This window comes from Mesorhizobium sp. B4-1-3 (assembly GCF_006439355.1).
Lineage (GTDB): Bacteria > Pseudomonadota > Alphaproteobacteria > Rhizobiales > Rhizobiaceae > Mesorhizobium.
This window is the reverse complement of sequence record NZ_VFTG01000017.1, coordinates 103467-127535: the sequence shown is the minus strand read 5'-3', so window position 1 is coordinate 127535 and position 24069 is coordinate 103467. Positions and strand designations below refer to the sequence as shown.

Below are 24069 nucleotides of genomic sequence, written 5' to 3'. Positions count from 1 at the left end.
TACGTGAGCACCGGAAGCGCAGGAAGCCGTCGTTTGCAGGCCGACCTCACCTGAATATCGGCACACCCTAGTGCACCTGCAGCGGCCGACCGTCTCATCCGTGATCATCGGCGCGCGCAACGAGGAGCAACTGCGCCAGAACTTAGGGGCCGTCGGCTGGGCGCTGACGCCGGAGCAGATCAAGGTGCTCGACGAAGCGAGCACGGTGACTGCGCCCTACCCGTATTTCCCCTATCGCCGCCAGGAAGGTTTTGCCCGGCTGAACCCGCCGGCGGTGTGAGCTAACGCTGATGGGTGTGTCGAGATTCAGGTCAGGTCGAGTCGAGAAAGATGGCTTCCGAGAACCGGGGCGGAGCGTACTTAAGTACGTGAGCACCGGAAGCGCAGGAAGCCGTCGTTTGCAGGCCGACCTCACCTGAATATCGGCACACCCTAGTGCACCCGAAACTCCCCATCCACCTTCCGCCACTCATTCGGCGCTATCAGCTTCTGGTGCGTGTAGGTGACCGAGTGCAGCGGTCCGTCGAGCCTGGTCTTCCAGAACTCGATGAAGCGGATCAGCACCGGGAATTGCGGAGCTATGTCGTAATCTTGCCAGACAAAGCTTTGCAGCAGGTGCGGATGGTCCGGGTAGTGGTAAAGGATCTTGGCCGTGGTGAGCCCATACCCCTTGAGCATCAGGTCCATTTCGGAATGGTCGCGCATTGCGTTTCCTTGGTTGATTCTCCTTCTTCCCAACGCCGAATTGTGCCCACGGTTGCTTAACTGTCTATGGATTTCTTCGAGCTCCTTCAAAATTTTCGTCATCAAAACAGTCGGTTAGCAGCCGCGACGCGGGAGTGCTAATAGCCGGCGGCGCTTGACCCTGCGTCATCCCGCCGCGCAAATCCAACGTCTAATATTGCCGTCACGGCGGAACTGTTAATAATGCCCGCGAATTCGCGGCCGCATCGCCGCGATGCCGCCGGCGCTTCAAGCCGGCGGAACATTCCGGAGGAAAGCTGAAAATGTCCGATGTCCATGTCCATCGCGTCCAGCCCGCGTGGAAGAAGAACGCGTTGATCGACAACGACACCTATCTCAAATGGTATGCCGACAGCGTGAAGAACCCGGACAAGTTCTGGGGCAAGCATGGCAAGCGGATCGACTGGTTCAAGCCCTTTACCAAGGTCAAGAACACCTCCTTCGACGGCAAGGTCTCGATCAAGTGGTTCGAGGACGGGCAGACCAACGTCTCGTATAATTGCATCGACCGGCACCTGAAGAAGCGCGGCGACCAGACCGCGATCATCTGGGAGGGCGACAATCCTTACGACGATCGCAAGGTCACCTATAGCGAGCTCTATGCCCATGTCTGTCGCTTCGCCAATGTCTTGAAGAAGCATGGCGTCAAGAAGGGCGACCGTGTCACTCTCTATATGCCGATGATCCCGGAAGCCGCCTATGCGATGCTTGCCTGCACGCGTATCGGCGCGATCCACTCGGTCGTGTTCGGCGGCTTCTCGCCCGATGCGCTGGCCGGCCGCATCGACGACTGCAAATCGACCATCGTGGTCACCGCCGACGAGGGCCTGCGTGGTGGCAAGCCGATCCCGCTCAAGGACAACACCGACAAGGCGATCGACATCGCCGCTAAAGCCGGCACCAAGGTCGAGAAGGTCGTGGTGGTGCGCCGCACCGGCGGCAAGACCGGCTGGGTGCCCGGGCGCGACGTCTGGTACCACGAGGAGGCCGCGACCGTTAAGGCCGACTGCAAGCCGGAGAAGATGAAGGCGGAAGACCCGCTGTTCATTCTCTACACCTCCGGCTCGACCGGCAAGCCGAAGGGCGTGCTGCACACCACCGGCGGCTATCTCGTCTTCGTCTCGATGACGCACCAATATGTCTTCGACTACCATGACGGCGACATCTACTGGTGCACGGCCGATGTCGGCTGGGTCACCGGTCACAGCTACATCGTCTATGGGCCCCTGGCCAACGGCGCCACGACGCTGATGTTCGAAGGCGTGCCGAACTATCCCTCGCAGTCGCGCTTCTGGGAAGTGATCGACAAGCACAAGGTCAATATCTTCTACACCGCGCCGACGGCGCTGCGCGCGCTGATGGGCGCCGGCGACAGCCATGTGAAGAAGACCTCGCGCAAGTCGCTGCGCGTGCTGGGTTCGGTCGGCGAGCCGATCAACCCGGAGGCCTGGGAGTGGTATTTCAACGTCGTCGGCAACGCCAAGGTGCCGATCGTCGACACCTGGTGGCAGACCGAGACCGGCGGCATCATGATCACGCCGCTGCCCGGCGCCACCGATCTCAAGGCCGGCTCCGCCACGCGGCCCTTCTTCGGCGTCCAGCCGCAGCTGGTCGACGGCGACGGCAAGGTGCTGGAGGGCGCCACCGACGGCAATCTCTGCCTCGTCGATTCCTGGCCCGGCCAGATGCGCACCGTCTATGGCGACCACGACCGCTTCGTGCAGACTTACTTTTCGACCTACAAGGGCAAGTACTTCACCGGTGACGGCTGCCGCCGCGACGAGGACGGCTACTACTGGATCACCGGCCGCGTCGACGACGTCATCAACGTTTCCGGCCACCGCATGGGTACGGCCGAGGTGGAATCGGCGCTGGTCAGCCACGACAAGGTCTCGGAGGCAGCCGTCGTCGGCTACCCGCACGACATCAAGGGCCAGGGCATCTACTGCTATGTCACGCTGATGGCTGGCACCCCATCGAGCGAGGATCTGCGCAAGGAGCTGATCGCGCATGTGCGCAAGGAGATCGGCGCCATCGCCACGCCCGACAAGATCCAGTTCGCGCCGGGCCTGCCGAAGACCCGTTCGGGCAAGATCATGCGGCGCATCCTGCGCAAGATCGCCGAGGACGATTTTGGCGCGCTCGGCGACACTTCGACGCTCGCCGATCCGGCCGTGGTCGACGATCTCGTCGCCAACCGGCAGAACAAGAAGGGCTGATGGCACGCGAGGCGATCCTAGGCACGGTCAGCCAGCTTTGGCGCTATCCGGCGAGTTCGCTCGGCGGCGAGCGGCTTGATGCCATCTCGGTCGGGCTGAAAACCGTCGACGGCGACCGGCTGTTCGGATTGGTCGATGCTTCCGACGGCGAGATCGCCAGGCCCGACCGCGAAGCCAGATGGCACAAGGTGCCGCTGATCCGCACCCGGCTGAGCGAGGCCCCGACGAGCAAGGAATGGCGGCTGGAAGTGGCCGTGCCCGGCGGCGGCTGGCTGCCGGCACCCGATCCTGAAACCGACCGCGCGGTGTCCGCCTTTCTCGGCTTCGACGCCTCGATCCGGCCGTTTGGCGCGGAGAATGCGGCGCCCTGCTATGCCGGCCCGCGGACCGAGGCCCGCTATGCCAAGGCGCCGATCCATCTGCTCACCACAGCCTCGCTTGCCAGGCTGAAGGCGCTGCACCCCGAAGGCACGCCCGATCCGCGCCGCTTCCGGCCCAACATCGTCGTCGACATGGCGCCGGTCGAAGGCTCGTTTCCCGAAACGGAATGGATCGGCAGGAAGCTCGCGGTCGGCGATCTCGAGCTCACCGTCTCCGAACCTTGCCGCCGCTGCGGCTTCACCATCATCGCCCAGGACGGCTTCGATACCGACCCCGGCATCCTGCGCAACCTGGTGCGCTATAACGCCCACAATCTCGGCGTCTACTGCACCGTCGACCGGCCCGCGCGGATCGAGATCGGCGCGCCGATGCGCTTGATGGACTGAAGCGGGTCGGGTCTACCGGTACAAATCCGCCCGTGTCGGCGGCAGGCCGCTCGGGCCGCGGGCGCGCCTGGTGGCGACAGTCTGGAAAATCTGCGCCGAGGCGCGCTCGAACGTGATCGAGCAACCCGTTAGATAGAGCAGCCACAGCCGCGCCTTGGGCTCGCCGACCTCGGCGACCGCCTCATCGAAGCGCGCATGCAGACGCTCCGCCCACAGGCGGCAGGTTTGCGCATAATGCTCGCGCAGGTTCTCCACGTCATAGACGAGGAAGCCGTGCGCCTCGAGATTGCCGAGCGTCATGCCGATCGTGTCGAGTTCGCCGCCGGGAAAGATGTATTTGATCAGGGCCTTGTATTCCGGCCCCTTGCGCAACGTCTTGCGGATGTCGCCCTTGCTGCGCCTGGTAATGGCATGATGCAGATAGATCCCGCCGGGCTTGAGCAGGCGATTGACGGCGGAGAAATAGGCGTCGTGATTGGCGAGCCCCAGATGCTCGAACATGCCGATCGACGAGATCTTGTCGAACGTGCCTGAGAGTTCGGTATAGGATTTTATCTCGATGGTGATGCGATCCTCCAGCCCCTCCGCGCGAATGCGTTCGCGGGCAAGATCGGTCTGGGCTTGCGATAGCGAGACGCCATGGCCGAAGACGCCGTAGTTCTTCGCTGCATGGATGAGCATCGCACTCCAGCCGCAGCCGATGTCGAGCAGCTTTTCGCCGGGCTTCAGCCTGAGCTTGCGGCAGATGTGGTCGAGCTTGTCGACTTGCGCCTGGTCGATCCCATTGGCGAAATCGTGGAAATAGCCGCAACTGTAGACCATGCGCTCGTCGAGGAAGAGCCGGTAGAAATCATTCGAAATGTCGTAATGGTGCTGGATCGCCTCCTTGTTCGATCCGCTGACGAAAGGCTTGCGGCCGGAAAGGTCGCTGCGCGCCGTCATCTGCTTGCGCGAAAACAACACCATCGGCAGGTCGCGCAGGATCGCCAGCTTGGGCAGGGATTTGAGCTTCGTCTTGAGCTTGCCTTGCGAAGGCAGGGCATAGAAATCGAACAGCGTGCCTTCTTCGATATCGACCGTTTTGGAAATCCACATCTCCACCAGCGTCGAGAAGGTCGGCCGGCGAACCAGCTGCCAGACGATGTCCTGATCGTTGATGGCAAGCACCGGACCGCCGGCGGGTCCGATCCGCTCGCCGGTCCACAGCCGGACCGCAAAACCCGGCTTCAGCGTTTCGACGACCTTGCGTACGATCCGCGCGGCTCTGTCGGCGGCGTCCATTCCCACCTCCCGATATGTCGCCCCCAAAGCCGCACTGTCGTCCACCGGCCTGTGGACCGCAATCCCGATCTGTTGCGCAAAAGCACCGCAAGAGCAGTTTCCCGGCTCGTGGCACGACCATTCCGTTGCGTCATCTTGTCTTTTGCCTCGGCGCACCCCATCATCTGAGTGTGTTCAACGAACTGAAAGGAGGTGATCCGATGTCGAGTGATTTCGTTTTCCACAACGTGAGCTCTGCGGATTGCACTTCCGGGAAGCAGTCTTCCCGTTAAGGCGCGAGACGCGCGGCAGGTAGCCCGGAGGGGCTGCCGCCAGGAGCCGCGTCATGGACGGAAACACGGAAGGCCGCCGGCTTCGTCAAGAAGCGGCGGCCTTTTCCATTTGGGGCATGGGGCGCAGGCTTCTTAAGCGCGTCGCGCAGAAACGAATTCAGGCGACGCGCTTTGATCTCTGTTTTGATGCATGTCGTTGTCCCAGAACCGCTGAACACTTCTGGGCGACATGCATTAGCAACCAACGCCCGCTATTCGGTGCTCGTTATTTGGCGATCGTCAGCTTGCCGATGTTGCGCACGATATCCTGGAAGGCCTGGTTGAGCTCGGTACCGTCGGCAGCTTGATAGAAATGCTTGCTGATGCCGGTATCGGGACTGGCACAGGACTGCAGCGTCGACTTGGCGTTCGTCTCGGTCAGCGCGAAGCCGATCGTGAATATCTCGATGCCTTGGTCTCGCATCGCCGCGCAGAGCGTTGTCGCCGCCGTGCGTGTCTGGACCTTGCCGGCAGCATTATAAACCTGATCCGGGCCGTTGGCGTCGAAATAGGACAGGTTGAACTCGCCATCGGTCATCAGGATCACATATTTGGCGACCTTCTTCGGATCCATCTTCGCCGGCCTCGCCGAAGCCTTCATGACGCTGCCCCAGTTTTCTGACAGCATGTACCATGCCCATTGCACGCCGATGTGGCCGGCGGTGCCGCCCGAGGCCTCAAGGTCCTTGATGACATTGTTCAAAGCGGAGGCATCCGTGGTCAGCGGCTGTATTGCTGCTAGGGGACATGCTCGCGTGTGGCTGTCCCTGGCGAAGTCGGACAGATAGAGGTCGCGGTTGACCATGCTGACATCCGGGCCCGCATCCGAATACCGATAAGCCCCTTTGCGCTCGGTAGCGCAGCTATCCGGCCGGGTCGACACGGCGACATATTTCGGATCGCCATTGCCGGGCGCCTGCTTGCGCTCGCTGGCCTTGGTCTCGACAAAGACCGTACTTGCGGCGAGCGATCCGGTGTTGACCGAATTAGCGTAAGGCACGATTGCCACCCGCACCCGTGCCCGGGAGGCGTTCTGGCCGTCGAGGAACGAATCGACTGCGTTACTCGCCGCTGTCCTCAGGTCCTTGATCTTCTGGCCCGCCATCGATCCCGTTATGTCGAGCATCATCGCCACCTCGACCTGCTTGTCCGAATAAAGCGCCGTGGTCGAAGCATTCACCCGTCGCATATCGCCGGTGCTGAAGATCGGGAAAAACAGGCCGACATCGACATGCGCATCCGCCTGTACCGTATTGGCCGTCCTGTTGACCGTAAGCTTGTCGAGCACGACCCGATTGGCCTGCATGATGCCGGCCACGCTGTTGGCGTCGAGGAATGCCTGCACCGTCTTGGTGGCGTCGGCATCTTTGATAACGCCGAGGGTGAGATCGCGGGCCGTCGAGGTCACAGCCGCGTCGACGACGCCCTGCAAGCTCGACCTCGCATTGTAGAGTTGCGAGATATTGACCGCGAATCCCACCCCCAGCGCGAGGACCGATGCGGCAGCTCCGAACAGAACCGCGAAATTGCCTCCGCGATCCCGGGTAAAGCCGTCCACCCCACGAACGACACCTCTGAACTGCCGCATCCCTTCCGCCTCCACTGTCTGCGGCACTGCGCCGCTCGGCCGGGGCGTTGCAGGATTTCGGCCAGACCCGGCGGGCGGTCGCCGAAAGACGCTTAACAAGCACTTAATCCATTGTTTTTTCTGGCTTTCGGCGGATTTATGGGTGAACGGGAAGTAAACGAAAATGCGCTGGCGAGACGGCCTTCATGAAGCGCTTACCATGATCTCGTGGGCTGTCGCGGCCGTTCTCCCTTCGGCACAATCAGGCTGTGCCGAAGCGGGCCAAGCGGCAGCCACGAGCCGTGATGAAACAGGTGCGGCGCTGGGTCGGTGAGATTCAGGTCAGGCCGGGTCGAGAATGGTGGTTTCCGAGAACCGGAGCGGAGCGTTCTTGAAGGACGTGAGCACCGGAAGCGCAGGAAGCCTCCATTCGCAGGCCGGCCTCACCTGAATATCACCGACCCTGGAGCAATTCCAGGAAAGGTGTGAGCGGTTTCCGTCCGGAATTGCGTAAAACAAAGAGATAGAGCGTTTCGCCGTTTCCGTGAAACGGTGAAACGCTCTAAGCCAGCATCTGCGCGCTGGCCGTCCTGTCGACGCTGTGATGCGGAGGATTGAAGCGGTTGCCTTCCTGCTCGTAGGTCCAGACCTTGAACAGGCTGAGCCGGTGCGGGCCGAAACTGTGCAGCAGCGGCACGTCGGTCGCGTCACGGCCGCGCGCGATGACGACGCGGCCGATGCGGGGTTGGTTGTGGCGCGGATCGAACGTGTACCACTTGCCGTCGAGGAAGACTTCCATCCAGGCCGAGAAATCCATCGGCGCCGGATCGGCCGGTACGCCGATATCGCCGAGATAGCCGTTCACGTAGCGCGCCGGAATGTTCATGCATCGGCAAAGCGTGATCGCCAGATGCGCGAAATCGCGGCACACCCCGACACGCTCCTCATGCGCCTGGGCCGCCGTGCGCGTAGCGCGTGCGTAGCCGTAGCCAAAGGAGAGCCGGCTGTTGACATAGTCGACGATCGCCTGGACGCGCGCCCAGCCGGGCGGCAGCAGGCCGAAAAGCTGCCAGGCGGTGTTGCTGAGATGGTCCGTTTCGCAGTAGCGGCTGCCAAGCAGATAGACCAGCACGTCGTCAGGCAATTCCGCGACCGGCGTTTCACGCGCCAGCGTGTTCACCTCGTCGGTCTCGCCGCTGTCCTCGACCGCCGCGTCGTAAAGGATACGGAAGCTTCCGGCCGGCGCCGTGAAACGACGGCAGATATTGCCGTGGCGGTCGCGATAGGTATGGGTCGCCACTGAGGGCGAGGTGAGGACCCGCGTCTGCCGCTTGATGTCGGCGTGCCGTTCGGGATGGATGTCGAGAAGCGAGATGATCGGCGTTGCCGCCGCGCACTCGATAGCGATTTCATAGCCGAGCCGGATCAGCATCGCATTCCCCCCTTTGGTGATTTTGGAAGACTGCGTGTCCAACGCGACGAATCGGAGGTTGTTCCCGTGCCGAATCGAAATGACGAGTACCTCGCCTTCTCAGGCGGTGATGACCAGTCTAAACTGCGCTTCGCATTTCGCCCCTCCCCCGAAACGATTCTCCAGGACATCCGATGTTCGCAGGCTCAAAGTTCGCCGCCTTCCTGTTCGACATGGATGGCACGGTGCTCAACTCGATCGCCGCGGCGGAACGGGTGTGGACGGCGTGGGCGAACCGGCACGGCCTCGATGTCACGGCCTTCCTGCCGACGATCCATGGCAGGCGCGCGCGCGAGACGATCGCCGCGCTGAAGCTGCCGGGCGTCGATCCGCTGGCGGAGGCTGATTTGCTGCTCAGGGCCGAAGCCGAGGATCTCGAAGGCATCGTCCCGATCCCCGGCGCCGTCGCGTTCCTGGAATCGCTGCCGCCGCAGCGCTGGGCGATCGTCACCTCGGCGCCGCGCGAGCTGGCGCTGCTGCGCATCGAGGCGGCCGGCATCCCGGTTCCCGCCATGATGGTCACCGCCGAAGACGTGAGCCATGGCAAGCCGGCGCCGGACTGCTTCCTGCTGGGGGCGAGCCGTCTCGGGGTCGAGGCGCGCGACTGCCTGGTCTTCGAGGATGCGCCGGCGGGCATCGCGGCGGGCGAGGCTTCCGGCGCGTCGGTGATGGTAATCAGCGCGACGCATGTCCACCCGCTCGTCACGCCGCACCCGACGATCCGTTCCTATGACGAAATCGGCATCGCCGTCGACGATACCGGTTTCATCGCTTTGTCGCCGACACGGGCTGCAGCCTAGTCCCTCGTACAGGGATTTTGACGGATTGCAGGCTTGTCGGCAGGTGAGATCTTCACCGTTCGTCTCGCCAGATCAGCCAAACCTTCGAGATTGGGCCGAAGCTTGCGAACTTCGTCATTCACGGGCGGAGCGACGCGCAGCGGCGCGCAGACACGAGGATCCATTCCGTGGCCTTGGCCGAGGAATGCAGCGGAACAGAGTTCTGGACCGTGTGGCAACGTCTCGACGTCACGGAATGATCCTATGGTCTGCGCGCGTCGCTTCGCTCCTTGCTCCGCCATAGGATGACGAAGCGATGGGCCTTCGACCAATCGTCAACGCGGGCAATCTGCGTGACCACTATTCGGCAGATACCGCTCGGAAACCAGTTCTCGTCAGAAGTCGCTGGTGAGCCCCTTGACTTCCCAATCGCCGTAGCGGCCAGGTTCCTTGCCACCGCGACCGCCGATTTCCTTTGGCAATTGCGCCTCCGCCGCTTGGTACTTTTGACGACGGGCTTCAGCCTCTGCTAACGCCCGCTGCGCTTCGGGTCTCAGCGTCTTTTGCGGCTCTGTAGTCGGATCGGCGGCTTCGGTTTTGCCTGGCTCTTCGATCATGCGATAAGTCCTTGCCGATTGAAACGGGAGCGACCGTTGCCCATCATATAGCCATGAAATCGAGAGGATCGACTCCTATTCGCCCTGACCACAAACGGATGAAACGATGAACACGCTTCGCACCACCATGCTTCTCGCCGCGATGACGGCGCTGTTCATGGGCGTCGGCTATCTGATCGGCGGCTCGGGCGGCATGATCATCGCGCTTCTGCTCGCCGCCGGCACCAATCTGTTCAGCTATTGGAACGCCGACAAGATGGTGCTGTCGATGAACCGCGCCGTCGAGGTCGACGAGAAGAACGCGCCCGAATATTACGCGATCGTCCGGGCGCTGGCCAAGCAGGCCGGCCTGCCGATGCCGAAGACCTATCTGATCGACAACCCGCAGCCCAATGCCTTCGCCACCGGCCGCAATCCCGAGAATGCCGCGGTGGCCGCGTCCACCGGCCTGCTCCAGCGCCTCTCCCACGAGGAGGTCGCAGCGGTGATGGCGCATGAGCTGGCCCATGTGCAGCATCGAGACACGCTGACCATGACGATCGTGGCAACGCTCGCCGGCGCCATCTCGATGCTCGGCAATTTCGCCTTCTTCCTCGGCGGCAGCCGGGAGAACAACAATCCGTTCGGCTTTGTCGGCGTGCTGGTGGCCATGCTGGTCGCGCCCTTCGCTGCCATGATCGTGCAGATGGCGGTGAGCCGCACGCGCGAATACGAGGCCGACCGGCGCGGCGCCGAGATCTGCGGCAATCCGCTTTGGCTGGCCTCGGCGCTCAACAAGATCGCGCGCGGAGCGGAGCAAATCCCCAATGAGGATGCCGAGCGCAATCCGGCGATGGCGCATCTTTTCATCATTAACCCGCTGCATGGCGAACGCATGGACAATCTGTTCTCGACCCACCCGAGCACCGAGAACCGTATCGCCGCGCTTCAGGAGATGGCGCGTGCGATGGGCGGCGCATCGCCTGCCCGGCGCGAAGCACCGACGCGGACCGCCGCCAATGAGACGCCGGCCGGTCCTTGGGGCAAGCCGGCCGACCCGGCTCCGGAGGCCGAGTCGCCGCCAAAACCCAATCCCTGGGGCCGCAACCCGACGGGACCGCGCAATGTCCGGTCGAGAGGCCCTTGGTCGTGACGCCACCGGGGCGCGGACAGCCAGGCAATCCGCAACGAAAGGCCGGCGACGAGATAGCCGGCCTTGCCGCGCGAAAAGCGGCGGCGCGGCTGCTGGCCGCCGTCATCGATGCCCGCACGCCGCTCGACGGGTTGACCGACAACGAGCACGGCCACCCGCAGTACAAGGCGTTGGACGGCCGCGACCGCGCGCTGGTGCGCGCCATCCTGGTGACCGCGCTACGCTATCGCATGACCATTGCCGGGTTGCTGTCGAAACGGCTGGAAAAGCCTCTGCCGGCCAATGCCACGGCGCTCTCGCATATCCTGAACGTCGCGGCCGCGCAGATCCTGTTCCTCGATGTTCCCGACAGCGCCGCCGTCGACCTTGCCGTCACTCACGCCAAGTCCGATCCGCGCACGCTGCGCTTCTCCGGCCTGGTCAATGGGGTGTTGCGTTCGCTGGCGCCCGCCAAGGAAGCCGAACTTGCCCCGGCGCTTGCCGCGACCAGCGAGGCACCACCATGGTTTTCGGAACGACTGGTCTCCGCTTATGGAGCGGATAAGGCGCGCGCCATCCTTGCGGCGCATCGGCACGAGGCGCCGGTGGATTTCACGGTCAAGGCCGATCCGGCGCTCTGGGCCGAGCGCCTGGGCGGCATCGTGCTGCCGACCGGCACGGTGCGTGTCGAAAAGCTCTCGGCCAACGTCATCGACTTGCCCGGCTTCGGCGACGGCGCCTGGTGGGTGCAGGACATGGCCGCCAGCCTGCCGGCGCGCCTGTTCGGCGATATTCGTGGGCAGCGCGTCGCCGATCTCTGCGCCGCTCCCGGCGGCAAGACGGCGCAGCTTGTCCTGGCCGGCGCCACCGTGACGGCCGTTGACACCTCGAAGAACCGGCTGGCGCGGCTGAAGCAGAATCTCGACCGCCTCGGCCTGACGGCCGAACTGGTCCAGACCGACCTGCTCGACTACATGCCATCGCAACTCTTTGACGCCGTGCTGCTCGATGCGCCCTGCTCCTCGACCGGCACGGTTCGCCGCCACCCCGACGTGCCATGGACGAAGACCTTGGCGGACGTCGAAAAGCTCGCCGGCCTCCAGCGCCGGCTGCTTGCCCATGCCGTTACGCTTGTCAGGCCCGGAGGACGGATCGTGTTCTCCAATTGCTCGCTCGATCCGATCGAGGGCGAGGAGCTCTATCGCGATTTCCTCGCCGAGTACCCCAGTGTCGTCGCCGATCCGATCCGCCCCGGCGAGTTCGCCGGCATCGATCCATTCCTGACGCCGGAGGGCACGTTGCGCACGACACCTGCCGACCTGGCGCTGGAATCGCCCGGAATTTCAGGCCTGGACGGTTTCTTTGCCGCGCGGATGAGACGGGCGGGTTAAAGCGTTATCTCGTAAAACTTGCTCACTTTCTCAGGGGTCGGCACCGGCAAAGCGGCGTGAAGTGGTTCACTTCGGCGAAATCCGCCTTCGCATAAGTTCTTGAATCGCATAAGCTTGTGCTTGGGTAATGGGGACATCAGGAGGGCTATTGGCACTTGTTGCCGGCAGCACGACGCGTCTTTGGACGCTTGTCGCGAGGGAGTTCTGGCGCAAAACGCGCCGGCGCCTCCGCGCTGGGCCGGTCTATCGCTGGCGCTATTCCGGCCGCACGCCCGAACGCGTCCTGATCGCCCCGCCCGACCTGCGGCTCGCCGATCCGCAGATCGCGCTGGAGATCTACTACGGACGCTATCCGCTGTCCGGCCATCTGGTCGAGACCGGCGGCAAGTCGCCCTTCCAGCTCGACGTGCCCAATCGCGGCTGGCAGAAATCTCTGCACGGCTTTCGTTGGCTGCGCCATATGCGCGCCACCGGCACGGAGCTTGCCGCCGCCAACGCCCGGGCGCTTGTCTCCGACTGGATCGCCATGCACGGCAACCAGATCTCCGGCGTCGCCTGGGAACCGGAAACGACGGCCAAGCGGGTGATCGCCTGGCTGCAGCATTCCTCGGTGGTGCTGCAGGGCGCCGAATTCCCCTTCTATCGCGCGTTCCTGAAATCGCTCGCCGTGCAGATCCGCTACCTGCGCTCGATGGCGCGTGAGATGCCGGACGGCGAGGCCAGGCTGCGCGCCCGCATAGCGCTCGCCTTCGCGGCGCTGTCGCTGCCGGCGCCAGCCTCGGCCCTGCGCGCCGCGACGCGCAACCTGGCCGAGGAACTCGACCGCCAGATCCTTCCGGACGGCGGCCACATCTCGCGCAAGCCGATGGCGGTGCTGGAACTGCTGGCCGATCTCCTGCCGTTGCGCCAGACGTATGCCAATCAGGCCGAGGCGCCGCCGGCGGCGCTGATCGGCGCCATCGACCGTATGCTGCCGGCGCTGCGTTTCTTCCGTCACCAGGACGGCAGCCTCGCCCGCTTCAACGGCATGGGCGCCACCATCCACGACCGCATCGCCACCATCATGCGCCATGATGACACGGTGGGCGCGCCGCTGCTGCATGCGCCGCATTCCGGCTACGAGCGTCTGTCGATGGGCGGCGTGACGGTGATCGCCGACACCGGCCTGCCGCCGCCGGTCGATGTCTCCAATGCTGCGCATGCCGGCTGCCTCGCCTTCGAGCTGTCTTCCGGGCGCCAGCACTTCATCGTCAATGCCGGCATCGACACTTACGGCGCTCCGGAATTCCGGCCGCTGGCCCGCGCCACCGCCGCGCATTCGACCGCGACGATCAACGACACCTCGTCGGCGCGCTTCAGCCATTCGCTACGTGTCAGCGACCTGTTGGGTTCGCCGCTGATCGGCGGCCCGCAGCATGTGCCCTGCAAGCGTCTCGACCAGAAGGGCATGCAAGGCTTCGTCGCCCGCCATGACGGCTATGTCCAGCAATTCGGCCTCCTGCATGAGCGTGAGCTGAAGCTCGGCACGAACGGCAACGTGCTTGCCGGCCGCGACCGTTTCCTGCGCCCGGGCAGTGCCGCGATCCGCAACAACGGCCGCGACTTCGTCACGGTGCGTTTCCACGTCCACCCCGACATCAGCCTTTTGCAGGATGACCACGACCGCCTGACCTTGGCCGCCGCGCAGGGCGACAGCTGGGTCTTCACCTGCGCCGAAGTGGTGCCGGAGGTCGAGGAATCGATCTATTTCGCCGGCCTGGGCGGCCCGCGCCGCAGCCGACAGATCGTGCTTGCCTTCAAGGCCTCGGAGATTGCCGAGATCCACTGGCAGCTGACCCGCACCGGCATCGCCGGCCATCCGGAAAACAACTGAGCCTGGCCGGCAAAACGGGCTGCGCGCCTGATGCCAGACTCACTTGATTTCCGGGGCTCATATGCTAGGGCCGGCCGACGTCCCCTTCCAACAGCTCTGAAAGGCCGCCCGCCATGGCCGTGCCCACAAAAAACATTCCGGCGCCGGATCTTGTTCCTGTGCGCCGCGCGCTGCTCTCCGTCTTCGACAAGACCGGCCTGATCGACTTCGCCAAGGCGCTCGCCGCTTCCGGCGTCGAATTGGTCTCGACGGGCGGCACGGCAAAGGCCATCGCCGAGGCGGGCCTTGCGGTGCGCGACGTCTCCGACCTCACCGGCTTTCCCGAGTTCATGGATGGGCGGGTGAAGACCTTGCATCCGTCTGTGCATGGCGCGCTGCTTGGCATCCGCGACGATGCCGATCACGTGAAGGCCATGCGCGACCATCACATCGAGCCGATCGACCTTGTCGTCTGCAATCTCTATCCGTTCGAGGAGGTGCGCCGCTCCGGCGCCGGATACGCCTCCATCGTCGAGAACATCGATATCGGCGGCCCGGCCATGATCCGCGCTTCGGCCAAGAACCACGCCTATGTCGCCATCGTCACCGACCCGACCGACTATGCCTCCGTCGTCAACGCGCTGGAGATGAATCTGGGCTCGCTCTCGCTCGACTTTCGCAAGATGCTGGCCGCCAAGGCCTTTGCCCGCACCGCGACCTATGATGCCGCGATCTCCGGCTGGTTCGCCGAGGCGCTGGAGATCGAGCACCCGACATGGCGCGCTTTCGGCGGCCGCCTGGACCAGGTGATGCGTTATGGCGAGAACCCGCACCAGGGCGCGGGCTTCTACCTGTCGGGCGACAAGCGGCCGGGCGTCGCCACAGCCAGGCAGCTGCAGGGCAAACAGCTCTCCTACAACAACATCAACGACACCGACGCCGCCTTCGAGCTGGTCGGCGAGTTCGATCCCGCCCGCTCGGCGGCGATCGCCATCATCAAGCACGCCAACCCCTGCGGCGTCGCGGAAGGCCCGTCGCTGAAGGCAGCCTACGCCAAGGCGCTCGCCTGCGACCCCGTCTCCGCCTTCGGCGGCATCGTCGCCATGAACCGCATCCTCGACGCCGAGGCGGCGGAGGAGATCGTCAAGACCTTCACCGAGGTGATCATCGCGCCGGAAGCTACCGACGAAGCCGCCGCGATCGTCGCGGCGAAGAAGAACTTGCGCCTGCTAATCACCGGCGGCCTGCCCAACCCGCGCGCCGCCGGCACGATGGTAAAATCCGTCGCCGGCGGGCTGCTTGTGCAGAGCCGCGACAATGCCGTCGTCGACGACCTCGAGCTCAAGGTGGTGACCAGGCGCGCGCCGACGCCAGCCGAACTGGCCAACCTCAAATTCGCCTTCCGCGTCGCCAAGCACGTCAAGTCCAACGCCATCGTCTATGCGAAGGATGGCGCCACGGTCGGCATCGGCGCCGGCCAGATGAGCCGCGTCGATTCCTCGCGCATCGCCGCCCGCAAGGCGCTGGACGCGGCGGAAGCCGCCGGTCTCGCCGAACCGTTGACCAAGGGTTCGGTCGTCGCCTCCGACGCCTTCTTCCCCTTCGCCGACGGGCTCTTATCGGCGATCGAGGCCGGCGCCACCGCCGTCATCCAGCCCGGCGGCTCGATGCGCGACGACGACGTCATCGCCGCCGCCGACGAGCACGGCATCGCCATGGTGTTCACCGGCGTGAGGCATTTCCGGCATTGATGCTCGGCGCGGAAATGCTTCAAGAATTCGCTCCGCTGAGTCGATTGGTGCGGTTTTCGAGAACCGGAGCGGAGCGGACATTCAGTCCGTGAGCACCGGAAGCGCAGAAAACCGCGGCAAGCGGCCAGCGGAGTAGAATTATCGAAGCATCTCCTTCGGCTTGTCCGCCGGATAAGGCGTCCCCGCCAGGATCGCCATGCCGATGCCCAGGAACAGGATGATCGCCGCCATGCCGAGCCGCGGCGAATCGCTCATGGTGGTGATGGTCGCCACCATGAACGGCGCTAGGAAGCTGGTCGCCCGGCCGGCCAGCGCGTAGATGCCGAAATAGCGGCCCGACTCGGCGGCGGTCACGCTGCGCGCCATGTAGGAGCGCGACGAGGCCTGCACCGGTCCGAAGGCAAGGCCGATCAGCAGCCCATAGAGGATGTAGGCCTTTTCGGCCGCGGTGCCGAACAGGCCCCCGGAATCGGCGGTCGGCAGCGGGACCAGGCCAAGCAGCGTGAAGCCCGGGCCGGTCGAGACGACGCCGATGGTGGCGACCGACAGCATCACCAGCGCGATCATCACCACGGCCTTGGAGCCGAGCGCTGTATCCAGCCGCGCCGCGATCCAGCAGCCGAAGATGGCGACGATGTTGAGGATGATGCCGAACAGGCCGATCTCGGTGATCGACCAGTGGAACATGCCGGCCGCGAAGGTGCCGCCGAGCGCCAGTAGCGCGTTGACGCCGTCCTGATAGATCATGCGCGCCAAAAGGAAGCGCAGGATGCCGCTGCGCTGGCGCACTTCGGCGAGCGTCGATTTCAGCTCAGAGAGGCCCTCGCGCACCGCCGGCCCGATCGGGATCCCCTTGGCGGCGTCGGGCGTGAAGAAGAACATCGGCAGGATGAACAGGAAATACCAGCCGGCCGACATCGGCCCGGTGAAACGCGCATCCTCGCCGAGCTTCGGGTCCAGCCCGAACAGCGGGTCGAGGCCGATGAGCGTCTTGCCGGTTTCGAGATTGCCGGCGAGGAACAGCACCACGAAGATCAGCGCCACCATGCCGCCGAGATAGCCGAGCCCCCAGGCGATGTTGGAGATCCGGCCGATCTCTTTCTTCGGCACCAGCCGCGGCATCATGGAATCGTTGAACACGGTCGAGAACTCGGCCGCAACAGAAGCCAGCGAGAACAACAGCACGACCAGGAAGAGGTTCGAGCCGGGCGCGGCGAACCACAGCAGGCTCAGGCTGACGATCTTGATTGTCGCGAAGAAGGCGATCCACGGCTTGCGCGGCCCGGTCTGGTCGGCGATCGAGCCGAGCACCGGCGACAGCACAGCGATGACCAGGCCGGCCGCGGCAATGCCGTAGCCCCAGGCTGCCTGGCCGGCCGTCGGGTCGCTAACCATGCGCGATACGAAATAGGGCCCGAAGATGAAGGTGGTGACGACGGTGAAGAAAGGCTGCGCCGCCCAGTCGAAGAACATCCAGCCCCAGATGCCGCGCCCCGATGCGCGCTGCACTGTCTCTACTGCCGCCATGCTTTCTCCCCTGGCATCGCTCGCGTCGGGCGCCATGTCTGCATGTTTTCAGGCAGCGATGCAAATGAACAAGCGCAGCGCTGCCGTTGCTTTCCTCGCCCCGCGCAGCGGGGAGAAGTGCACACATCTTTTGTGACTTGGCGTGACTGATCAGGCCGAGGCCTGATTGCCGCGTGGTTCCCCCAATCCGTCGCTGCTTCGCAGCGCCACTTTCCCCCCTCCGGAGGGAAAGGAAGGGAGCGTTGCTGGACGAGCGTTCACGGCAAAAAGCTTGGCGCCTTTCCTCTCCCCCGTCGATCGGGGGAGAGGCGGCTCGGCGAAGCCGAGACGGAGTGGGGGTCGGCCAGCGCAGCATAAGACAATACATGCACCAAGCTGCCATGCACCTATCGCCAAAGGCCAGCCGCTTTGGCGGGGGCGAGGAACTTCACATCCCCGTCAGGTCGCTCATCAGGCCGGACGCCACCGACAGCCGCGACACGGTGATGTCGCCGCCTTCGGTGAGCGCCTGCAGCCGCTCGCGGATGCGCGCGACGCGCTCGCCGCCGGCTTCGAGCCAGGCCGTGACCGGATCCGCGGCCGTGCCGTGTGCGGTCAGCGCCGCCACCGCGATGCCGCGGCGCGCCACGCCGATCGTGTCGGTCGCGCGCGACAGCGCCAGCTGGTCGTAATAGTCCGGCGGCATGATCGAGCGCGCCGCTTCCTCGACGCGTGGGATGCGGAAGGCGTCGCTGACGGCGAAGAAGGCCTTGGCCGCGCTGACGATGTCGGCATTGGCGGTGCGCGCGGTGAGCGCGATATCCGGAATCAGCTCGGCCACCTCGGTCAGGGCGAGCTGCCCGGCGAGCTTTTCCGGCGCACCGCCCTTGAACAGGCCGTGCCGCCGCTCCTCGATGTGCTCGCGCGAGAAGGCCGGCAGCAGCGAGAGAAGCTTCGGCTCGAGCGCCTTGCGGGCTTCCTGCAATTCGGCGATGCGCTGGCCGAGCGGCGCGGAGCTCGCTTCGTTCTTCAGATACCAGCCGCTGGTCACGAAGATAAGCCGGCTAACCGCCTGGTAAAGATCGAGCTGGATCTGGCCGTCGATCTGGTTATCGAGCGCGTCGATCTCGCGATAGAGCGCCGGTAGCGCGAAGCCGTCGCGCACCACGGTGAAGATGCGCACGACATCGGCCGCCGTACGGCCCGTCGATTCCTGCAGCCGGTTGACGAAGGACGGACCGCCGCGATTGACGAGGTCGTTGGCGACGACGCGGGCGATGATCTCGCGGCGCAGCCGGTGGTCGCGAATCTCGCCGGCGAATTTCTTGGCCATGCGCTCCGGGAAATAGCCCATCAGGTCGCGGTCGAAATGCGGATCGTCCGGCACGTCGCTGGCGACGATGTCGGAGAACAGCACGATCTTGGCATAGGCAAGCAGCACGCCGAGCTCGGCCCTCGTCAGCGGCTCGCCGCGCGCCTCGCGTTCAGCAAGCGCCGCCGGCGAAGGCAGCGTCTCGACCACCCGGTCGAGCAGGCCGCGCGCCTCCAGCGCCGTCATGAAGCGCGCCTGGTGCGCGATGTCGGCCAGCCCCCGCTTGCGCGCGAGCGACAGCGCCAGCGTCTGCTGGTAGTTGTTGGAGAGCACCAGTGCGCTCACCTCGTCGGTCATCTCGGAAAGCAGCTTGTTGCGCGCTGGCCGCGCCAGCGAACCCTTGCGCATGGCCGACGCCAGCGCGATCTTGATGTTGACCTCGACGTCGGAGCAGTTGACGCCGCCCGAATTGTCGATGGCGTCGGAATTGCATCGGCCGCCATTCATGCCGAACTCGATGCGCGCCCGCTGCGTGACGCCAAGATTGGCTCCCTCGCCGATGACCTTGGCCCGGACATCGAGCGCGGTGACGCGGATAGCGTCGTTGGCGCGGTCGCCGACATCCTGATTGTTTTCACCGGAAGCCCGCACATAGGTGCCGATGCCGCCGAACCACAGAAGGTCGACGGGCGCCTTGAGAATGGCGCTCATGATCTCGACCGGCGTCGCCGTCGTCTTGGAGAGGCCGATCGCGGCGGCGGCCGCCTGCGGCAACGTGATCGATTTCTGGCTGCGCGAGACGATGACGCCGCCTTCCGACAGCTTCGACTTGTCATAATCCTGCCAGGACGAGCGCGGCAGCGCGAACATGCGCTGGCGTTCGGCCATCGACGCCGCCATGTCGGGATCGGGATCGATGAAGATGTCGCGATGGTCGAAGGCGGCGATCAGCCTGGTGGCCGGCGACAACAGCATGCCGTTGCCGAACACATCGCCCGACATGTCGCCGACGCCGACGACGGTGAAGGGCGAGGTCTGAATGTCGCGGTTCATCTCGCGGAAATGCCGCTTCACCGCTTCCCAGGCGCCCTTGGCGGTGATGCCCATCTTCTTGTGGTCGTAGCCGGCCGAACCGCCGCTGGCGAAGGCATCGTCCAGCCAGAAGTGATGCTTCTCGGAAATCGCGTTGGCGGTGTCGGAGAAGGTCGCCGTGCCCTTGTCCGCTGCGACGACGAAATAGGGATCGTCCTTGTCGCGCCGCACCACGCCGGCCGGCGGGATGACGCCGTCGACACCAATATTGTCGGTGATCGAAAGCAGGCTGGAGACGAAGTTCTTGTAGGCCGAGGTGCCGGCTTCGAAGATGGCGTCGCGCCCGGCGCTCATCGGCAGCTTCTTCGGATAGAAGCCACCCTTGGCGCCGACCGGCACGATGACCGCGTTCTTGACCTGCTGCGCCTTGACCAGCCCGAGCACCTCGGTGCGGTAGTCCTGGGCGCGGTCCGACCAGCGCAGGCCGCCGCGCGCCACCGGGCCGAAGCGCAGATGCACGCCCTCGACCTCGGAGCCGTAGACGAAGATCTCGCGCCATGGCCGGGGTGCCGGCAGTCCCTCGACCGCCTGCGAGTCCAGCTTGACCGCCAGCGACTGCCCCTTTGCTTTCGTATCGGTTACGAAATGATTGGTGCGCAGCGAGGCTTCGATCAGGTTGAGGTAGCGTCGGATGATGGTATCGTCATCGATATTGGGCACCTCTTCCAGCGCGTCCTTGATCTTGGCCTTGAGGTGCTTGGCGGCGACCGCACCGTCGCCCTCTGCCGTCGGCCCGAGCTGGGCGACGAACAGTTCATGCAGGCCGCGCGCGATCTCCGGATAACGATTGAGCGCGGCGGCAATGAAATCCTGGCTCTGCGGGATGCCGGCCTGCTGCAGATAGCGGCCATAGGCGCGCAGGATGGTGATCTCGCCCGACCACAGGCCGGCGGTCTGCGCCAGGCCGTTATAGCCGTCATTGTCGACATCGCCGCGCCAGACCGAAAGGAACGCGTCCTCGAACAGCGCTCCGCCGTCGGTAAGATCGATCGGTTTGCCGTAGCTGTTCTCCAGTTCCATGTCGTGGATGAACACTCGATCAGCCGGATCGTCGCCGACCTCGAAGGTGCGCTCGCTGATGACGCGGAAGCCGATGTTTTCCAGCACCGGCACGCGCCGCGACAGCGCCACGGGGCTGCCGAAATGGTAGATCTTCAAAGCCGCCTGGTGCGGCTTCTGGTCGGCATGGCGGTAATAGTCGATGGCGATCGGGTTGTCGGCGCCGATCTTTGCGATGCGCCCGGCATCGGCAAGCGCCACGGCGGCGGAGAAGGTATCGCGATAGCTTTCGGGGAAACGCGCTGCGATCGCCTTCAGCGCCGGATCGCTGCCGGCCGCCCCCGCGGCTTCCGAGAGCGCGTCCTCCCAAGTGCGCACGATATCGCGGATCGCCGCCTCGATCGTCGACTGCTCGACCTTCGGCGTCTTGCCGCCGGAACGGCCGATGATGAAATGCACGCGCGCCAGCCCGCCTTCCGGGAAGGCCGGGTAATAGGCCGACAGCCGGCCCTCGAACACCGTCTTGAGATAGGCGCCGATCTTCTCGCGCACCACGCTGTCATAGCGATCGCGCGGCACGAAGACGAGGATCGAGACGAAGCGGTCGAACTGGTCGGCACGCACCAGCGCCCTGACGCGCGGCCGCTCGATGAGCCCCAGGATGGCGCTAGCATGCTTGCGCAGGATGGGAACGGGGACCTGGAAGAGCTCGTCGCGCGGATAGCTCTCCAGCACGTTGATCAGCGCCTTGCCCGAATGGTCGCTCGGATTGAAGCCGGACTTGGCGATGATTGTCTCCGCCTTCGAGCGCAGATAGGGGATCTTCATCACCGAGCGCGTGTAGGCGGTCGAGGTGAACAGGCCAACGATGCGCAGTTCGCCCGCCAGCGCACCCTTCGACGTGTAGGTCTTGACGCCGATGTAATCGAGATAGATGCGCCGATGCACCGACGACTTCGCATTGGCCTTGGTGACGATCAACGGCTCCGGCCCGTGCAGGAACGCGCGGATCTCCGGCGTCGTCGTCACCGCCTCGGTGCCGCGCCTCAGCACCAGCACATCGGGATCCGACAGGATGCCCATGCCGGGCTTCTCGGCACGCTCGAGATTGCCGCTTTCTTCGCCGCCGATATATTTGAACTCGCGCATGCCGAGGAAGGTGAAATTGTCGTCGCGCAGCCATTCGAGAAAGGCGATCGCCTCGGCGACGCTCTTCTTGTCGAGCGGCACGGCCGAATAGCGGAATTCGGAAATCGCCTGGTCGAGGCGGGCGAGCATGCGCTTCCAGTCGACGACGGCGGCGCGGACCTGCGAAAGCGTCTTGCGCAGCCGCTCGGTGAGGTTTTTCGACTGGTCGGCGCTCAGTCGCGGGATATGCACATGGACGACGCTCAGCCGGTCGTGCTCGTCATCCTCCTTGCCGCCGTCGCCAAGCACCTCGACCACACCGTTCTTGCCATGGCGTACGGTGACGATCGGATGGGTGACCAGCGTCGGCTCGCCGCTGGTCTCGGTGACCTCGCCGAGGATGGAATCGAACAGGAACGGCATGTTGTCGTTGACGACGGTGATGACCGTCACCGGCCGGCCGCCGCAGGCAACGCCGGAATCCGCCTCGACGGCGACGACGCTTTCACCCTTCCTGTGATTAGCGACCGCTTGGGCAGCGAGCTCGCCGGCGCGTTCCAGGTCGGCCGCGTCATAGGCCGCGACGTCCTCGGCGGGCGCCCGCGCCAGCAGATAATCGACAAGCCTTGCCGATTTCTCCTCCGCTTTCGCGGCGGTGGCTTTTTTCTTCGGCTTGGATTTAACGCTGGCCATGACGCTTAGTCCCTCCCGTTATATGCTTTTGTGGCTATCGTAGCAGATGACCGCCGTTTCGCGACAAAGGTTTGACGACGCATTAAAAAATTCGAACCGACGCCATCGCCTTGCAAGGAGAACCACCCATGAATGACCGGATTACCGCGCTTGACCTTGTCCAGGCGGAGCTAAGCGAAGCGACGAAAGCCTATTTCGACAAATGCCGGGAGAAGCTCGGCCTCGTGCCAAACGTGCTTCTCGCCTACGCCTTCGACGAGAAGAAGCTGCGCGCCTTCACCGACATGTACAACGACCTAATGCTGGGCGAGTCCGGCCTGTCGAAGCTGGAGCGGGAGATGATCGCGGTGGTCGTCTCCTCGATCAACCACTGCTTCTACTGCCTGACCGCCCATGGCGCGGCGGTGCGCCAGCTGTCGGGCGAGCCGGCGCTGGGCGAGATGATGGTGATGAATTTCCGCGCCGCCGACCTGTCGGACCGCCAGCGCGTCATGCTGGAATTCGCGGTCAAGCTGACCGAAGAGCCGGCTAAAATCGTCGAGGCCGACCGCGCCGCTTTGCGCCAGGCCGGCTTTTCGGATCGCGACATCTGGGACATCGCCTCGACCGCCGCCTTCTTCAACATGTCGAACCGCGTGGCCGCCGCGGTCGACATGCGGCCCAACCCCGAATATCACGCCATGGCGCGGTAGGCTTCGCCTGGAAAGCCTGGATCAGCGCGCCGCGACTGCAGCGGCGGCGCCCGCCATCGTCGTGGCGCTGACGCGGTTGGCGATCTTCATGGCGCGCTTGCTCTTCAGGAGCCGGCGTGCCTGCGAAGCAGCCAGCACCCAGGCAAGGTCGATAACGACCAGCACGATGGCCATGGTCAACGTCAGCTCGACCCAGCCGACCACGCTCACCGAGGCCAGGTCGATGATGGTCGGCAACAGCGCCAGATAGAACATCATGATCTTCGGGTTGCCGAGCGTCACCGCCATGCCGGCAAAGAACAGTTTCAGGGCTGAATCCTCGCGCGGCATCTCGCCTTCCTTGGCCTCGACCGGCGCCGTCCACATCTTGAACGCCAGATAAGCGAGATAGGCGACGCCAACCCATTTCACGGCGACGAAGGCGTAGTGGAAGGTCTGCGCCACCACGGCCAGTCCGAACACTGCAAGCGAGAGCCAGATCGCTTCACCGATCCACATCGCCAGCAGGAACGGGAAGACGTCGCGGAACCCCTTCGAGATCACCCGCGCCACCAGCGCCGCGATCGACGGGCCAGGCGAGCCGGCAGCGACGAAGAGGGCGGCGGCGAAGATCAGCAGCGAGGCGAGATGCATGGGGGCGCTTCCTATAGGATAGAAAGAAAAGATAGCCGATCGGATTGGATTTGGCACGCCCAGCAGACGCGATTGTTGAGCACGAGACAATAGCTGCCAGCGCCGGCTATTGCTGCTCTTGCCGTCCCCTTCAGCCTTAGCTAGAAGACCCGC

The 24069-nt window shown here is 64.4% G+C and carries 16 protein-coding genes and 1 pseudogene; 9 read left to right on the top strand and 8 right to left on the bottom strand.

Annotated features, from left to right (window positions below; genetic code table 11):
- Positions 1-82 precede the first annotated feature (82 nt).
- Positions 83-280, top strand: a pseudogene (locus FJW06_RS20645) (aldo/keto reductase); the annotation flags it as partial.
- Positions 281-432: 152 nt separating this feature from the next.
- On the opposite strand, the gene FJW06_RS20640 reads toward FJW06_RS20645, so the two are convergent.
- Positions 433-705 carry an aspartate-semialdehyde dehydrogenase gene (locus tag FJW06_RS20640; protein WP_140754041.1) on the bottom strand — a complete coding sequence of 91 codons (273 nt, stop codon included), beginning with the start codon at positions 703-705 and terminating at the stop codon, positions 433-435.
- A 302-nt stretch (positions 706-1007) separates the two neighbouring features.
- Here FJW06_RS20640 and acs point away from each other — a divergent pair, with 302 nt between their 5' ends.
- Positions 1008-2963, top strand: a complete 1956-nt coding sequence (acs, locus tag FJW06_RS20635; protein WP_140754040.1) for an acetate--CoA ligase — start codon at positions 1008-1010, stop codon at positions 2961-2963.
- Positions 2963-3730: an MOSC domain-containing protein gene (locus FJW06_RS20630; protein ID WP_140754039.1), complete on the top strand. Its 768-nt coding sequence runs from the start codon at positions 2963-2965 to the stop codon at positions 3728-3730. The genes acs and FJW06_RS20630 overlap by 1 nt, the downstream gene beginning before the upstream one ends.
- Positions 3731-3742: 12 nt before the next feature.
- Here FJW06_RS20630 and FJW06_RS20625 read toward each other — a convergent pair whose 3' ends face one another.
- From FJW06_RS20625 to FJW06_RS20615, 3 genes are all read right to left on the bottom strand, one after another.
- The gene (locus FJW06_RS20625) at positions 3743-5011 is read right to left on the bottom strand and encodes a cyclopropane-fatty-acyl-phospholipid synthase family protein (protein ID WP_140754038.1); all 1269 of its coding nucleotides are present in this window, start codon (positions 5009-5011) and stop codon (positions 3743-3745) included.
- A gap of 537 nt (positions 5012-5548) precedes the next feature.
- Positions 5549-6910, bottom strand: coding sequence for a pilus assembly protein (locus FJW06_RS20620; protein ID WP_140754037.1), 1362 nt, complete (start codon positions 6908-6910; stop codon positions 5549-5551).
- Positions 6911-7451: 541 nt separating this feature from the next.
- Entirely contained in the window at positions 7452-8321 is an 870-nt protein-coding gene (locus FJW06_RS20615; RefSeq protein WP_140754036.1) for a transglutaminase family protein, read from the bottom strand.
- 173 nt (positions 8322-8494) lie between these two features.
- On the opposite strand from FJW06_RS20615, the gene FJW06_RS20610 reads away from it, so the two are divergent.
- Positions 8495-9160, top strand: a complete 666-nt coding sequence (locus tag FJW06_RS20610; RefSeq protein ID WP_140754035.1) for an HAD-IA family hydrolase — start codon at positions 8495-8497, stop codon at positions 9158-9160.
- A gap of 374 nt (positions 9161-9534) precedes the next feature.
- On the opposite strand, the gene FJW06_RS20605 is transcribed toward FJW06_RS20610, so the two are convergent.
- Entirely contained in the window at positions 9535-9756 is a 222-nt protein-coding gene (locus FJW06_RS20605; protein ID WP_140754034.1) for a DUF1674 domain-containing protein, read from the bottom strand.
- Positions 9757-9862: 106 nt separating this feature from the next.
- Here FJW06_RS20605 and htpX point away from each other — a divergent pair, with 106 nt between their 5' ends.
- From htpX to purH, 4 genes are all read left to right on the top strand, one after another.
- Positions 9863-10888, top strand: a complete 1026-nt coding sequence (htpX, locus tag FJW06_RS20600) for a zinc metalloprotease HtpX (protein ID WP_140754033.1) — start codon at positions 9863-9865, stop codon at positions 10886-10888.
- Positions 10885-12258: an RsmB/NOP family class I SAM-dependent RNA methyltransferase gene (locus FJW06_RS20595; protein WP_246674733.1), complete on the top strand. Its 1374-nt coding sequence runs from the start codon at positions 10885-10887 to the stop codon at positions 12256-12258. The genes htpX and FJW06_RS20595 overlap by 4 nt, the downstream gene beginning before the upstream one ends.
- Positions 12259-12406: 148 nt before the next feature.
- Positions 12407-14131: a heparinase II/III family protein gene (locus FJW06_RS20590; RefSeq protein ID WP_140754032.1), complete on the top strand. Its 1725-nt coding sequence runs from the start codon at positions 12407-12409 to the stop codon at positions 14129-14131.
- 113 nt (positions 14132-14244) lie between these two features.
- Positions 14245-15861, top strand: coding sequence for a bifunctional phosphoribosylaminoimidazolecarboxamide formyltransferase/IMP cyclohydrolase (gene purH / locus FJW06_RS20585; protein WP_140754031.1), 1617 nt, complete (start codon positions 14245-14247; stop codon positions 15859-15861).
- Between the two features lie 138 nt (positions 15862-15999).
- On the opposite strand, the gene FJW06_RS20580 is transcribed toward purH, so the two are convergent.
- Together FJW06_RS20580 and FJW06_RS20575 are read right to left on the bottom strand one after the other, a co-directional pair.
- Positions 16000-17388, bottom strand: coding sequence for an MFS transporter (locus FJW06_RS20580; protein WP_140754030.1), 1389 nt, complete (start codon positions 17386-17388; stop codon positions 16000-16002).
- Between the two features lie 427 nt (positions 17389-17815).
- Positions 17816-22591, bottom strand: a complete 4776-nt coding sequence (locus FJW06_RS20575) for an NAD-glutamate dehydrogenase (RefSeq protein WP_140754029.1) — start codon at positions 22589-22591, stop codon at positions 17816-17818.
- Between the two features lie 128 nt (positions 22592-22719).
- Between FJW06_RS20575 and FJW06_RS20570 the strand changes: the two genes are divergently transcribed.
- Complete coding sequence (locus tag FJW06_RS20570) at positions 22720-23283, top strand: peroxidase-related enzyme (protein WP_140754028.1); 564 nt, start codon at positions 22720-22722, stop codon at positions 23281-23283.
- Positions 23284-23304: 21 nt separating this feature from the next.
- Here FJW06_RS20570 and FJW06_RS20565 read toward each other — a convergent pair whose 3' ends face one another.
- Entirely contained in the window at positions 23305-23916 is a 612-nt protein-coding gene (locus tag FJW06_RS20565) for a LysE family translocator (protein WP_140754027.1), read from the bottom strand.
- Between the last annotated feature and the right edge of the window lie 153 nt (positions 23917-24069).

Bases quoted from the DNA above. Each gene is read 5' to 3' on its own strand.
- FJW06_RS20640 (WP_140754041.1), bottom strand. From the start codon at position 705: ATGCGCGACCATTCCGAAATGGACCTGATGCTCAAGGGGTATGGGCTC.
- htpX (WP_140754033.1), top strand. From the start codon at position 9,863: ATGAACACGCTTCGCACCACCATGCTTCTCGCCGCGATGACGGCGCTG.
- FJW06_RS20575 (WP_140754029.1), bottom strand. From the start codon at position 22,591: ATGGCCAGCGTTAAATCCAAGCCGAAGAAAAAAGCCACCGCCGCGAAA.
- FJW06_RS20615 (WP_140754036.1), bottom strand. From the start codon at position 8,321: ATGCTGATCCGGCTCGGCTATGAAATCGCTATCGAGTGCGCGGCGGCA.
- acs (WP_140754040.1), top strand. From the start codon at position 1,008: ATGTCCGATGTCCATGTCCATCGCGTCCAGCCCGCGTGGAAGAAGAAC.
- FJW06_RS20605 (WP_140754034.1), bottom strand. From the start codon at position 9,756: ATGATCGAAGAGCCAGGCAAAACCGAAGCCGCCGATCCGACTACAGAG.
- FJW06_RS20610 (WP_140754035.1), top strand. From the start codon at position 8,495: ATGTTCGCAGGCTCAAAGTTCGCCGCCTTCCTGTTCGACATGGATGGC.
- FJW06_RS20580 (WP_140754030.1), bottom strand. From the start codon at position 17,388: ATGGCGGCAGTAGAGACAGTGCAGCGCGCATCGGGGCGCGGCATCTGG.
- FJW06_RS20570 (WP_140754028.1), top strand. From the start codon at position 22,720: ATGAATGACCGGATTACCGCGCTTGACCTTGTCCAGGCGGAGCTAAGC.
- purH (WP_140754031.1), top strand. From the start codon at position 14,245: ATGGCCGTGCCCACAAAAAACATTCCGGCGCCGGATCTTGTTCCTGTG.
- FJW06_RS20625 (WP_140754038.1), bottom strand. From the start codon at position 5,011: ATGGACGCCGCCGACAGAGCCGCGCGGATCGTACGCAAGGTCGTCGAA.
- FJW06_RS20630 (WP_140754039.1), top strand. From the start codon at position 2,963: ATGGCACGCGAGGCGATCCTAGGCACGGTCAGCCAGCTTTGGCGCTAT.
- FJW06_RS20620 (WP_140754037.1), bottom strand. From the start codon at position 6,910: ATGCGGCAGTTCAGAGGTGTCGTTCGTGGGGTGGACGGCTTTACCCGG.
- FJW06_RS20565 (WP_140754027.1), bottom strand. From the start codon at position 23,916: ATGCATCTCGCCTCGCTGCTGATCTTCGCCGCCGCCCTCTTCGTCGCT.